This is a genomic window from Ralstonia sp. R-29 (assembly GCF_049913345.1).
Taxonomy (GTDB): Bacteria; Pseudomonadota; Gammaproteobacteria; order Burkholderiales; family Burkholderiaceae; genus Ralstonia.
The window spans coordinates 3622129-3635258 of sequence record NZ_CP184377.1 but is presented as its reverse complement, the minus strand read 5'-3'; the positions used below and the strand labels follow the sequence as shown (position 1 = coordinate 3635258).

13 protein-coding genes are annotated in these 13130 nt (G+C 63.0%); 8 read left to right on the top strand and 5 right to left on the bottom strand.

The window, feature by feature from the left end:
* The first annotated feature begins 492 nt into the window (after window positions 1-492).
* The 7 genes from ACN9M1_RS17120 to ACN9M1_RS17090 all read left to right on the top strand — a co-directional run bounded on the left by ACN9M1_RS17120 (window position 493) and on the right by ACN9M1_RS17090 (window position 4754).
* Complete coding sequence (locus ACN9M1_RS17120) at window positions 493-687, top strand: hypothetical protein (protein WP_316883357.1); 195 nt, start codon at window positions 493-495, stop codon at window positions 685-687.
* A gap of 107 nt (window positions 688-794) precedes the next feature.
* Window positions 795-1424, top strand: coding sequence for a hypothetical protein (locus tag ACN9M1_RS17115; protein WP_426396264.1), 630 nt, complete (start codon window positions 795-797; stop codon window positions 1422-1424).
* 474 nt (window positions 1425-1898) lie between these two features.
* Window positions 1899-2477: a helix-turn-helix transcriptional regulator gene (locus ACN9M1_RS17110; protein WP_426396263.1), complete on the top strand. Its 579-nt coding sequence runs from the start codon at window positions 1899-1901 to the stop codon at window positions 2475-2477.
* Window positions 2461-2835, top strand: a complete 375-nt coding sequence (locus ACN9M1_RS17105) for a hypothetical protein (RefSeq protein WP_426396261.1) — start codon at window positions 2461-2463, stop codon at window positions 2833-2835. Before ACN9M1_RS17110 ends, ACN9M1_RS17105 begins: the two co-directional genes overlap by 17 nt.
* Window positions 2836-2985: 150 nt before the next feature.
* Window positions 2986-3372 carry an NUDIX hydrolase gene (locus tag ACN9M1_RS17100; protein ID WP_426396259.1) on the top strand — a complete coding sequence of 129 codons (387 nt, stop codon included), beginning with the start codon at window positions 2986-2988 and terminating at the stop codon, window positions 3370-3372.
* Window positions 3373-3376: 4 nt separating this feature from the next.
* Window positions 3377-3724 (top strand): low molecular weight protein tyrosine phosphatase family protein, encoded by a 348-nt coding sequence (locus tag ACN9M1_RS17095; RefSeq protein WP_426396257.1) that lies wholly within the window; start codon window positions 3377-3379, stop codon window positions 3722-3724.
* Between the two features lie 52 nt (window positions 3725-3776).
* On the top strand, window positions 3777-4754 hold the full coding sequence (locus ACN9M1_RS17090) for a metallophosphoesterase (protein WP_426396255.1): 978 nt from the start codon (window positions 3777-3779) through the stop codon (window positions 4752-4754).
* Between the two features lie 22 nt (window positions 4755-4776).
* Here the strand turns inward: ACN9M1_RS17090 and ACN9M1_RS17085 are convergent, their stop codons facing one another.
* Window positions 4777-5031, bottom strand: coding sequence for a hypothetical protein (locus ACN9M1_RS17085; RefSeq protein WP_426396253.1), 255 nt, complete (start codon window positions 5029-5031; stop codon window positions 4777-4779).
* A gap of 439 nt (window positions 5032-5470) precedes the next feature.
* Window positions 5471-5683 carry a 30S ribosomal protein S21 gene (gene rpsU / locus ACN9M1_RS17080; RefSeq protein WP_003262970.1) on the bottom strand — a complete coding sequence of 71 codons (213 nt, stop codon included), beginning with the start codon at window positions 5681-5683 and terminating at the stop codon, window positions 5471-5473.
* A 225-nt stretch (window positions 5684-5908) separates the two neighbouring features.
* On the opposite strand from rpsU, the gene ACN9M1_RS17075 reads away from it, so the two are divergent.
* Window positions 5909-6994 carry a DNA topoisomerase IB gene (locus ACN9M1_RS17075; protein ID WP_426396251.1) on the top strand — a complete coding sequence of 362 codons (1086 nt, stop codon included), beginning with the start codon at window positions 5909-5911 and terminating at the stop codon, window positions 6992-6994.
* A 37-nt stretch (window positions 6995-7031) separates the two neighbouring features.
* Here the strand turns inward: ACN9M1_RS17075 and ACN9M1_RS17070 are convergent, their stop codons facing one another.
* The 3 genes from ACN9M1_RS17070 to ACN9M1_RS17060 are packed head-to-tail and all read right to left on the bottom strand — an operon-like array spanning window position 7032 to window position 12997.
* Window positions 7032-8573 (bottom strand): efflux transporter outer membrane subunit, encoded by a 1542-nt coding sequence (locus tag ACN9M1_RS17070; RefSeq protein ID WP_426396250.1) that lies wholly within the window; start codon window positions 8571-8573, stop codon window positions 7032-7034.
* A 2-nt stretch (window positions 8574-8575) separates the two neighbouring features.
* A complete protein-coding gene (locus tag ACN9M1_RS17065) occupies window positions 8576-11728 on the bottom strand; it encodes an efflux RND transporter permease subunit (protein ID WP_426396248.1) in 3153 nt (1050 codons plus the stop codon).
* 15 nt (window positions 11729-11743) lie between these two features.
* Window positions 11744-12997 (bottom strand): efflux RND transporter periplasmic adaptor subunit, encoded by a 1254-nt coding sequence (locus ACN9M1_RS17060; RefSeq protein WP_426396247.1) that lies wholly within the window; start codon window positions 12995-12997, stop codon window positions 11744-11746.
* Window positions 12998-13130 lie beyond the last annotated feature (133 nt).

The window sequence follows — 13130 nt, the reverse complement described above, 5'->3', positions numbered from 1 at the left end:
GGTAAGAGTGAAAAGTTAGCTATCCACCATGCTTCCCATACCGATCGCCGGATTGGCTATTCCGATACGACCCGCCCTTATGCGATGAGCCACTGCCACCGGCATAGGAGCCGCCGTGGCTGCTGGTGTGCTTGCTGCCTGAATAGGAAGGTCGGCTACCGCCTTTGCCTTTAGCTTCTGCCGGTAGCGCGAAAGCGATGAACGCGCAGGCAACGATTGCTGCGATGGCTCGCATATTGAACTCCTCCCAGGACGTTTTTATGTGGCCGTGTGGCCTAGGGGCAATCCTGCCGGATGCAGTGGAAGTTTCGTGCGAAGAGTTTTTTATATCTGATCTGAGCCAAACCCGCGAAACTGCGTCGCATCAACATCTCGCGTCGTAGTGTGAGCGCAGCCCCCTTCTATCGTGGGGTGGCCTGGTTGCGTTAGTCTTCGCAGGCTATCGCAGGCACAGACAGATGCCGACACACAAACAACTAGAGGGAGAGGTATATGGGTTCGTTCAGCATTTGGCACTGGCTCATCGTGCTGCTGGTGCTTTTGTTTGTCTATTTGTTGCCGGCCGGATTGATTGCCAGAAAAGCGGGCTATTCATCCGGGTGGGCGCTTCTGATGCTCGTCCCGCTCGTCAACGTCATCACCATCTGGGTGTTCGCCCTGTCCGACTGGCCAGCGGCTCGCAAATGAGAGACGTTCCATCCGATAGCGCCGCGCAAGCTGTAGGGTCACCACGCGAGGTGCCGCCATCGAAGTGGCCCGCCTCCATTGATCCGTTCAAGCTCGTGGCGTTGTTTATGACGCTGACGGGCATCGCTGCGTGGGTCGCAGGAGAGGCCTACATGCTCGGGTACTGGGGAGCTGCCCACTACCCAAGGAACCTCTCCGCGATGTCGCTGCAGAGCCTTGCACTGCTTGGTTTCTACGGCGCCTACAGATGCTGGATGTGGGGCATAGGAGCGGCAGTTCTGTGCGGGGCGTTGATCGTGCTGACGGCCATCCGCAGGAAGAACGAGGCGACGCGCGAGCCCCATTGGCTCCGGAGAATGGCCGCCAGCATACGGAACTGGTGGTCCGAAAACTTCGAGCTTGACCGCACTTCGGCAGTGCCAGGCGTGTTGCTGCTGGGTACGGCGTTCTGCTACTACGCCATATTGATCTCGCCTGCAGTGCTGTGGATTCTGGGCAGCCACTACCAAGGCAAGTCTCTGTTCGAGACACAGGCCTGTCAGGTTCGCGCCGGAGTTGCACCAACCAGCATCACGCTGGCGGACGGTTCAACGCTGAGGGGCAATGTCATCGAGCGCAGCGATAAGCTCACGGCTCTACTGACCAAAGACGCTGTAGTGATGGTGGCCGATGGTGAGAAAGGCGCTCGGATCGTTGAGAGCACGTCGTTGGCACGTATTCAGTGTGCTGCAAAGTGAAAGAGTATTGCCCTCCGCCGGAGCCAGCGAGCCACACCTGGATAATCACAAATAAGTGATATAGTCTGATGACTGAGAAGCTATGGTGGCTACGAGACCACCAAGCGCCCGGGGGGCGCCGAGAGGTTCGCAAACACTACGAACGTGCATCTGACGACTTGCAGGCGGCGTTTGATGTGCATTGGGAATTTCTTTCCGTACGGCCCAGAGAGCAGTGGGTCCGGCCTGCTGCACACAAGTTGCGGCCAGAGCACAAGAACGCGTATCGAGATTTCTTCGAGTTCAGATTCAAAGCTGAAAACACGGAACAACGGCCTTTGGGGTACTTTGGCCCCTCAGCCAGACGCTTCACGCTTCTGATATGGGCCATCGAGAAGGGTAGTAAGTTTGTCCCCCCCGACGCGGTGCAGACATGCGAAAAGCGTCGCGAAGCAATCGACGCTGGCGTCGCCTCAGCTGTGGTGTGGGACAAGGATGAAAATGATGAAAACGACACAGCTCGCAAAGCTTCGCCGCAAACCGTACCGGGACGCCTACGTTAAGGCACATCTCCAACAGGGTTTGGCGTTTCAAATTAAGGAAATGCGCCTTGACCGTAAGCTGACGCAGAGCCAGCTCGCGAAGGCATTGAAGCTTGGGGGGCAGTCGGCAGTCGCGCGCCTGGAAGACCCGAGCTACGGCAGGATGTCGTTGAACACACTTCTCAAAGTGGCTGCCTTCTTTGATGTGGCGCTCATAACAAAGATGGTTCCGTACTCCCGTTTCTTAGCCGAAACGCGAGATGTCTCCCCAAAAGCTCTGGTCGCCGAATCGTTCGAGTCGGAAGATGCTGCTGGCGCGATTGAGAATGCGCCTGAATTTCAGTTGATTCGTAGCGCAGCCAGTTCTGGGCATGGCATCACACAGCGTATTCGCGCTTGGCCCGCCAGGCAATCAGCCATCGAAGCCCCAACAAAGGTCATCAGCTTGCCCTTTCGAAGCACGTCGGGCGCAGTGTTTATTTCCCGTTTCAGCCAAATTGAACAGGTGCCTTACCATGCCCCGCAAGATTGAGCATCGCTCCGAAGAAAGTGGTTTCGACTGCTTGGTACCTGACAACTTACCGGAGCTATACGCAGATGGCGTCTCCAGCCTGCAGGTGGGCATGCCAATCTCGCGAATTATGTTTCATGCGACCACCGCCGACGGCGAGCAAGACAAGCCGGAGCAGCGCGTCGCAAAACTTTCGGTTGTCATCCCTACTGTCGCACTTCTGGAACTAGTCGCAAACATTGCGACCGAGACCGGAAGTGACACTGCGGCCGCTACCAATGCGGCCGCAAAGGGATTCGCGGAATCTGTGGCAGCACAAATTCAGCGCTTGGCAGACATCACAGAAATCTACCAGCGAGAAAAAGGCAGCGGCCTGTAATCAGCCCAGAGAAGTCCCAGTTGAACCGGAGGCAGTCCGGCGGCGGATGATGTTTTTAGTACACAAGTTAGTACACACCAGAAGCCGCCACACATTGAAATGGCTTAGATAAGCCATCCCCAACCCGTCACTAGGTTCTGCATCGGCACCATGTCTACCTATCCCGTCTCGGTCAAAGGCGTGCTGCGCGCCCCCAGCGGGGAAGTCGTCCTGCTGCTCAATGAACGCGAAGAGTGGGAGCTGCCCGGCGGGCGCATCGAGCTGGGCGAGTCCTCCACCGAATGTCTTGCCCGCGAGATTGCAGAAGAATTGCACCTGGCCGTGCAGGTCGGCGCACCACTCGATACGTACCTGTTCGAGGTCGTACCAGGCAAGCATGTGTTTATTGCCACATATCGCTGCACGCTGATCAGCGCGTTCGAGCCGGTGCTCAGTCATGAGCACAAGCGGCTGGGGCTGTTCCCGCCAGATGCGCTACCGGACAACCTGCCGGCGGGCTACCGTGCATCGATCGCCGCAGCATCCCGCAGCACCTGACGCCATGAACGCCCTGTTTATCTGTAGCCGCAACCGGCTACGCAGCCCCACGGCGGAGACCGTATTCGCGCAGTGGCCGGGCGTGGAAACGGATTCATCGGGCCTCGCCCCGGACGCCGACGTACCGCTCGACGCCGAGCAGCTCGACTGGGCCGACATCGTTTTCGTGATGGAGCGCAGCCATCAGCGCCGCCTGACTCAACGGTTCGGCCGGCAACTGCGCGGCAAGCGTATCGTGTGCCTCGATATTCCCGATGACTATGCGTTCATGCAGCCGGAGCTCGTTACGCTGCTGGAGCGGCGCGCCGGCCCGCACTTGAAAAGGGCGCAGCAAGTCGAGCGACACCGATAGGCCACCAGCGCGAAACGCGGTCTTCGGTCACGCCCGTCAGAGCTTGCACAACATGGCGGACTCCGGTGGCGGGGTCGATAATCTGGCCACTCTGGCGATGGACAGGCGCGGCGCGTGTTGTGAGTGCAAGCGCCCATCGGCAGTCCGCGCGAATCCTTTCGTTCCATCTCCAACCATGGGCCGAGGCCGGTACTACACCTGGTGGCGCAAGGCAGGCGAATCTGCCGAGGCGCTCTTCTATGCAAACGGCTGGGCCGCCCGCATCGCACATGCACTGCGGCTGCAAGGTCGACTCCACGTCGATCGCCGTGACGTCATGCTGCCTCTGGGCACGTCATGGGCGCAGCCGCTGAAAATCGCGTTCGCCTCCGACTTTCATGCGGGCCCGCTCACCGACCCACGCTTGCTGGATGCCGTGCGCGATGCGATCGCGGACTTTGCACCGCACCTCCTGCTGCTCGGCGGCGACTTCGTCTCGCTGCATCACCGTCACATCACAGGGCTCGCGGCACGCCTGCGCGAGGTGGACGCGCCCGCAGGCAAGTTCGGCGTCTTCGGCAATCACGATCTGTGGGTAGATGACGGGTTCATCCGGACGCAGATGGAAGCCGCTGGCGTGCGCATACTGGTCAACGAAGCGGTGCGCCTGCCCGCGCCCTACGACGCGTTCCACGTCTGCGGGCTCGACGAACCCGGCGTCGGGCAACCGGATGCCGACCGGACATTTGCCGACGCCGGCCCTCGCCGGCTTCTACTCATGCATTCGCCGCTGGGGCTGCGGCACGTAACGGCCCACCCGTTCGATCTGGCGTTCTGCGGCCATACGCACGGCGGACAGATCGCGCGCCCGGACGGACGCCCCATCGTGCTGCCATCAGGTTCCGGCGATCCACGGTTAGCCAGTGGTTTCTTTGCCCTGCCGGACGGTGGCCAGTTGCTCACTAGCCGAGGGGTCGGCATGAGCGATGTGCCGATTCGATTGTTCTCGCCATCGGAAGTGCATCTGTACACCGTCCATGCCGCGTCCTAGCTAGCGTGGGTGACTGAATCAATCAGCCCTTCCCCCACCGCCAGCGCGGCGGCTCGCCCTTCCACCAGCACACCAGCACCAGCAACGCGCTCACGCCGACGACGTACACCACAAACCCGATCGACGACGCCTGCCCGGGGCGCAGCCCGACGATGCCCGCCGCCAGCAGCACAGCGTAGATGGCCAGCACCACCCAGCCCTGCCAGCGCGCAGGCAAGCCCCATCCCCAGCCATAACGTTTGGCGGGAAACCAGTAGTCCTTGGAATCAGTAGGCATGGCGTGAAAGGCCCAGTACGGCCGCAGCTAAGATACCTGCAGCGTAGGGCACCGCCCGTCAAAATGGCGTAAAGAGATGGCGACAACGCCAATCGCTGGCACCCCATGGCCGTGCATAGGATGGAGAAGGCCAACCAAACTCGGACGGCAAACGCCAACAGCCAGCCGGTCAATCACCGCTGGCGGAAGTCGTTTGCAACAGAGATGGCGCACGCAGGCGCGCCGAAGCAGCGGAGAATGGCGCTCAGGCCATCAACCACGTCTTGCTAGCTTCTGTATCGGAGAGTGGAGCATTGGCTGAATCCGGAAAGGGCTTCCGGGTGCGCCTGAAGGCGCGACAAGCCAAGCTCGGCGGAACGGAGGTCGATTGACAGGAATCGACTCACTTCTACCGCCAACGGCAGCACCCAGTTGGTGCTACCGCAACAATCGCGCGATCTTAGTAGAGCTTCTTCGGCAGCATTTGCGAGCGCAGGCGTTTACGCGTACGCGACACAGCAGCAGCCTTCTTGCGCTTGCGCTCGGTCGTCGGCTTTTCGTAGGCGGTACGGGCGCGCAGTTCCTTGATCAGGCCAGTGCGCTCGATTTCACGGCGGAAGCGGCGCAGTGCAACTTCGACCGGCTCGTTTTCTTTCAGACGGATGGTGGTCATCGGGTCCCTTGCTCAGTATTCGGGTGGACGGCGAAACAGCGGATTATATACCGCCCAGAGGGCGTGCAGTGTAGTTGAATTGGTTTACCGATGCAAGACCATTGGTTGCCGTGGCGAAAAGCGCATTCTCTGCCACTTTTCTACGGTGCAGCGTGGCCTTGATGCGACGTCGGCGGGGTGAGGAACATCGCTTGCTGTTGGCCGGCATATCCCTGGACCTCTGCCGTGGAACGCGCTCCCGAACCCGCCCCTGCGCCCGCTGCCACCTGCTTACCCGCCGCCCTTGATGCGCTGCCCGAGGCGCTGCGCTACGTAGACGACACACGCCCCGGCTACACCCGCCGCCGATTACGCGGACGTTTCGTCTACTTCGACACGCGTGGCGAGCGCATCCGCGATCCGGCTGTCATCGCGCGCATCAACAAGTTGGCGATTCCGCCCGCGTACACCGACGTGTGGATCTGCCCGCATGCGAGCGGCCATCTGCAAGCCACGGGGCGCGATGCGCGCGGGCGCAAGCAGTATCGGTATCACGCACATTGGCGCGCCTTTCGCGATGCGGACAAGTACAGCCGGCTGCTGGCCTTTGGCGCGGTATTGCCGCGTGTGCGGGAGGCCATCACCGCGCAGTTGGCGGCACCAGGCCTCTCGCGCAAGAAGATGCTGGCGACCGTGATCTACCTGCTGGACGTCACGTTGGTGCGTGTCGGCAACGCAGCGTATGCGCGCGAGAACCGCTCGTATGGACTGACGACGCTGCGCAATCGGCACGTGGAGGTCCGCGGCAATACGGTGCGCTTTCATTTCCGCGGCAAGAGCGGCGTGGAGCATGACGTGTCGGTATCAGACCCGCGCCTGGCGCGCATCATCCGGCGCTGTGTGGATCTACCGGGGCAGGAACTCTTCCAGTACATCGACGAAGCCGGTGAGCGACGCGCGGTCGACTCCGCCGATGTGAATGCGTACTTGCAGACGATCACCGGGGCGGACTTCACCGCCAAGGACTACCGCACGTGGGCCGGCAGTGTGCTGGCATTGGATCTGCTGCGCGGTCGCACGTCGAGCAGCGCGACCGATGCGCGCCGGCAGGTGGTGGAAGCGATTGCCGCGGTTGCTCAGCGCTTAGGCAACACGCCGGCGGTGTGCCGCAAGTGCTACGTGCATCCCGCGGTGATCGACGCGTTTCTGGCGGGCGAGTTAACTGCGCTGCCGCCCGCTCGCGCCCGCAAGGGACTGCGGCGCGAGGAGGCCGCCTTGCTGCGCTTTCTCGAACGCGCGGCCCAGACTGCGGGCGAAAAAAAGCCCGCCTGAGTGGCGGGCTCGGGGTACGGCAAACGCGCGCTTACTCTTACTTGCTCTGCGGCGTCATGTCCGGCGTGGCGGGCGCAACGCCCGGTGCGGCCGTCGGCTGAGCTTGTTGTGCGGCCACCGTGGTGCTGCGCTCCTGCATGCCGCCGCCCAGCGCCGTGTACAGATCGATGGCGTTGGTCAGGCGTGCCAGGCGCGTCTGCACCAAGGACTGATCGGCGCTGAACAGGTCACGCTGCGCATCGAGCACGTCGAGGAAGCTCGACACGCCGTTGCGGTAGCGCTGGTCCGACAGCGTCAGGCGATCGGCCGTGGCATCACGGAAGCGCTTCTGCGCAGCCACCTGCTCTTCCAGCGTGCCGCGCGCCACGAGGGCGTCCGACACTTCGCGGAAGGCCGTCTGGATCGTCTTCTCGTAGTTAGCGACCGCGATCTTCTGGTTGGTCTTGGTCAAGTCCAGATTGAAGATGTTGGTGCCCCAGTTGAAGATGGGCAGCGTCAGATTCGGCACAAACGACCACAGGCCCGTGCCGCTTTTGAACAGATCATGCAGCGCCGTGCTGGCCGTGCCCACGTTCGACGTCAGCCCGATGCTCGGGAAGAACGCCGCGCGCGCCACACCGATGTTGGCGTTGCGAGCGATCAGCTGCTGCTCCGCCTGACGGATGTCGGGACGCTGTTCCAGCAGGTCTGACGGCAGACCCGGCGGAATGTCGGCCACGATCTTTTCCGACGACACCGTGGTCGGCGCAGGCAGGTCGGCCGGCAGCGGCGCACCCACCAGCAGCACCAGGGCGTTGGTCGCCTGGGCGTACTGGCGCGTGAGCTGCGCCACCGACACGCGGGCCGATTCGACCAGCGTCTCGGTCTGGCGCAGGTCCAGCGCCGACGAGGCGCCCACGTCAAAGCGCTGCTTGGCGAGCTTGTAGTAGTCCTCGCGGCCCTTCAGCGTCTGCTGGGCCAAGTCGAGTTGCTCGGCGTAGGCGCGCTCGTTCAGATAGGCCTTGGCGACTTGCGAGATCAGGCTGATCTGCGCGGCGCGGCGGCCTTCGTCGGTTGCCAGGTAGCTGGCGCGCGCCGACGCGGTGACGTCGCCCACGCTAAACAGGTTGACTTGGTAGTTGCTGACGCCCACGCCCAATTGGTACTGCTTGGTGTAGACGTCACCGCCGGTTTGCGAAATCGACGGCGGCGTGTGGCTACGCGTGTACGTGGCCGATGCGTTGACCGGCGGCAGCAGGTCGGCAATCTGCAGACGGTACTGCGCACGCGCGGCCTCGACGTTGAGCATGGCAACTCGCAGATCGCGGTTGTTTTCCAGCGCCAGGCCGATCAGCTTCTGCAGGCGCGCATCGGGGAAGAACTCGCGCCAGCCGAGGTCGACGGCACGGGGTGCGTTCTCGCCCGGCTTGGCGCTGTCAGCCGGCACGGCATAGCCGGCCGGTGCCTGCGGATACGTACTCGTGAGCGGCGCATCCGGACGCTCGTAAGTCGGCGCCAGCGAGCAGCCGGACAACACGCCGGCCGCCAGCAAGAGCGCCGGCAACAGCGCGGGGGTTCTGAAAGTCATCTTGTTCTGCATGTTCAGATTTCCTCGTCCAGCGGGCGATGTGCGGCATCCAGGCGGCGTTGACGCTCGCTGCCCTTGAAGATGCGGCGGACCACCACGAAGAACACGGGCACCAGCACCACGGCCAGCACTGTCGCGGTAATCATCCCGCCCATCACGCCGGTACCGATGGCGCGCTGGCTGGCGGAGCTGGCGCCGGTAGCGATCGCCAGCGGCAGCACACCCAGGATGAAGGCGAACGACGTCATGATGATCGGGCGGAACCGCAGGTGCACGGCTTCCAGTGTGGCCTCGATGAGGCCCTTGCCTTGCGCCTGCAAGTCCTTCGCGAACTCGATGATCAGAATCGCGTTCTTGGCGGATAGGCCCACCACGGCAATCAGGCCGACCTTGAAGTACACGTCATCGGGCATCGCGCGCAGCGTCACGCCCAGCAATGCGCCGAGCACACCCAGCGGCACCACCAGAATCACCGCAGCCGGGATCGACCAGCTCTCGTACAACGCAGCCAGCACCAGGAACACCGCCAGCAGCGACAGCGCGTACAGCGCCGGCGCCTGCGAGCCGGAGGCCTTTTCCTGCAGCGACTGGCCCGTCCACTCGTAGCCGATACCTGCCGGCAGCTTGGCGGCCAGGCGTTCCATCTCGGCCATGGCGTCACCCGAGCTGGCACCCGGCGCGGCCGCACCCGACAGGCGAACCGCCGGATAGCCGTTGTAGCGCACGAGCTGCACCGGGCCGACGATCCAATGGCCCTTCGCGAAGGTCGACATCGGCACCATGTTGCCCTGCCCGTTGCGCACGTACAGGTTCATGATGTCTTCGGGCTGCATGCGGTTGATCTTGTCCGCTTGCACGATCACACGCTGCTGACGACCATAGTTCGGGAAGTCGTTCGCATACGCCGAACCCAGCGCCGTCGACAGCACGGCGTTGATGTCGGTGAACGACACACCCAGCGCATTGGCCTTCTCGCGGTCGATATCCACCTGGTACTGCGGCGAATCTTCCAGACCTTCCGGGCGCATACCCGTGATGATCTTGCTTTGCGACGCCATCCCCATCAGTTGATTGCGGGCTGCCATCAGGGCGTCGTGCCCCAGGCCACCGCGATCCTGCAAGCGGAAGGTAAAGCCGGTCGCGTTACCCAACTCCGGAATCGGCGGCGGGTTCAGCGGGAACACGATCGCATCGCGAATGCCACCGAACAGCGCGCCAAAGGCACGGCCGGCCACCGCATCGGCGGTCTGATCCTTGCCCTTGCGTTCGCTCCAGTCCTTGAACGGGGTGAACACGATACCGGCGTTCGGACCGTTGCCCGAGAAGCTGAAACCCTGCACGGCCACGATGTTCTCGACCGCCTTTTCCTGCTTGTAGTAGGCCTCGACCTGCTTGATCACTTCCAACGTGCGGTTGGCCGATGCACCCGGCGGCAACTGGATGTTGGTCACGATGTAGCCCTGGTCTTCGGTCGGCAGGAACGAAGACGGCAAGCGCATGAACAGAAGCACCACCGCCGCGATCAGCGCAACATAGATGACCATGTAGCGGAAGGTCTTCTTCAGCATGCGCTCCACGAAGCTTTGATAGCGGTTCGTGGTGCTCGAGAACATACGGTTGAACCAGCCGAAGAAGCCCGTCTTCTCGTGGTGCGAACCCTTCTCGATCGGCTTGAGCAGCGTCGAGCACAGTGCCGGCGTGAGCGTCAGCGCCATCAGTGCCGAGAAGAAGATCGACGACACCATCGACAGCGAGAACTGGCGATAGATCGCGCCCACCGAGCCCGAGAAAAACGCCATCGGGATGAACACGGCCATCAGCACCAGCGTAATCCCGATGATGGCGCCTGTGATCTGGCCCATGGCCTTGCGCGTAGCTTCGCGCGGGGGCAGGCCCTCCTCGCTCATGATCCGCTCGACGTTTTCGACCACCACGATGGCATCGTCAACCAGGATACCGATCGCCAGCACGAGGCCAAACATCGTCAGCACGTTGATGGAGAAGCCCAGCGCATTCATGACGGCAAACGCGCCCAGCAGCGAGATCGGCACCACGATCGACGGCACCAGGGTGTAGCGAATGTTCTGCAGGAACAGCAGCATCACCAGGAACACCAGCACCATGGCCTCGAACAGCGTCTTGACCACTTCTTCGATCGAGATCTGGACGAACTTCGAGGTGTCGTAGGGCACCTTATATTCCACGCCGGCCGGGAAGTACTTCGACAGCTCTTCCAGCTTGGCCTTCACGGCCTTGGCGGTGCCCAGCGCGTTACCCGTGGGCGAGAGCTGCACACCAATGGCCGAGATCGGCTGGCCGTTGATGCGGGCCGACGTCGAGTAGGTCTGGCCGCCCAGTTCCAGGCGCGCCACATCCTTCACGCGCACCAGCGAGCCGTCCGGCTTGGACACCAGCACGATGTTGCCGAACTGCTCGGTGGTCGTGAGCTGGCCTTCCACCACGACCGTTGCCGCGAGGGGCTGGTCGGAGACGGACGGCAGATCGCCGATCGTACCGGCCGAGACCAGCGCGTTCTGCGCGCGGATCGCGTTGTAGACATCCGTGGGCGTCAGCTTGTAGCCGACCAGCTTGGCCGGATCGATCCAGACGCGCATGGCGCGTTCCGTACCGAACAGGATGGCCTGACCGACCCCCGGCACGCGCTTGATTTCGTTCAGCACGTTGCGCGAGATGTAGTCGCCCAGCGCCACCGGGTCCATCTTGCCGTCGGTGGAAGCCAGCGTCGCAAACAGCAGGAAGTTCGAGCGGGCCTTGTCGACCTGCACGCCCTGCTGCGTCACCTGCGAAGGCAGACGCGCTTCCACGCGCTTGAGGCGGTTCTGCACGTCCACCTGCGCCAGCGCAGGGTCCGTACCGGCCTTGAACGTCACAGTGATGGTGGCCTGGCCGTTACCGCCCTGGCTGACCGACTCCATATAGAGCAGGCCATCCGCGCCGTTCATTTCCTGCTCGATGATGCTGGTGACGGATTCGTCCAGCGTCTTCGCGTTCGCACCCGGGTACGTTGCCGTGATGATGACCGACGGCGGCGCAATGGTCGGGTACTGCGAGATCGGTAGCTGGGTGATCGAAATCGCCCCAGCCAGGATGATGAACAACGCGAGCACCCAGGCAAAGACTGGGCGATCGATAAAAAACTTTGCCATGCGATGGCTCCTTGTTTACTGCTTGGCTGCCGGCGAGCTGGCAGCGGGGGCGCTTGCTGCTGGGGCGCTGGCAGCAGGTGCTGCACCCTGACCTTGCTTGGCTTGGCCTTGGCCCGGCGCCGCGCCCGGTTGCCACGGCACGGCCTTCACCGGTGCGCCCGGGCGAACCTTCTGCAGACCGTCGACGATGACCTTGTCGCCCGCCTTCAGACCGCTGGAGACGATCCACTCCGTACCGGTCGAGCGATCTGCCTGAACCGGGCGCACTGCCACCTTGCCGTCGGCATCCACGATCATGACCGTGGCGCCATCCGGGCTGCGCGTCACAGCCTGCTGCGGCACCGTGATGGCCTGCTCGTCCACAGCCTGCTCCAGACGGGCACGCACGTACATGCCCGGCAGCAGCGTGCGGTCGGCGTTCGGAACAATCGCGCGCAGCGTGATCGTGCCGGTGGCCGGGTCGACCGTCAGGTCAGAGAAGTACAGCTTGCCGGGCTGCGCATAGGCGCGGCCGTCTTCCGTGACGAGCGTGACCTTGGCGGCATCGCCGCCGGCCTTGGCCAGCTTGCCGGCCTTCAGCGCTTCCTGCAGGCGCATCACCTCGGTGCTCGACTGCGTGAAGGTCAGGTAGATCGGGTCGATCTGCTGCACGGTCGTCAGCAGCGTCGCTTCACCCTGGCCGACCAGCGCGCCTTCGGTGATCTGCGCCAGGCCGGCACGGCCTGCGATCGGCGAGGTCACGCTGGCGTAGCCGACATTCAGCTTGGCGGTTTCCACGGCGGCACGCGCGGCGGCCACATCGGCGGTGGCCTGCTTGGCGGCGGCCACGGCATCGTCGTAGTCCTGCTTGCTGATGGCGTTGGTGGCCACCAGCGGCTTGTAGCGCTCGGCCTTGATCTTCGCCTGGCTCTGCGTGGCTTCCGAACGCGCCAGTTGCGCCTTCGCGCTGTCGAGCGACGCCTGATACTGCGCCGGGTCGATCTGGAACAGCTGCTGGCCGGCCTTCACGTCGCTGCCTTCGGCATACGTACGCTTGAGCACGATGCCCGCAACCCGCGCCCGCACCTGCGCTACACGCGTAGCTTCCAGGCGGCCCGGCAACTCGCTGGTCAGGCCAACGGCGTGCGGCTGCACGGTGACGACGCCGACTTCGGTCGGAGGCATGCCGGCGCCGCCCGGCCCTTGTGCCTGCTTGTTACCGCAGGCTGCAAGTGCCGCCACCATGAATGCGGCGGCAGCGAGTTGGTGATAACGGCGGGTGTTCGTCATAGATGACCCCATGTGGCGATAAGCGGATGCCGGCGGATACCAGAGACCTGGCGCCACGCAAACGAATGCGGCGCCGGCAAACCGTCAGCGAAACCAAAAAAAACACAAAAACGAAAACGTCCGATGCTAGCCG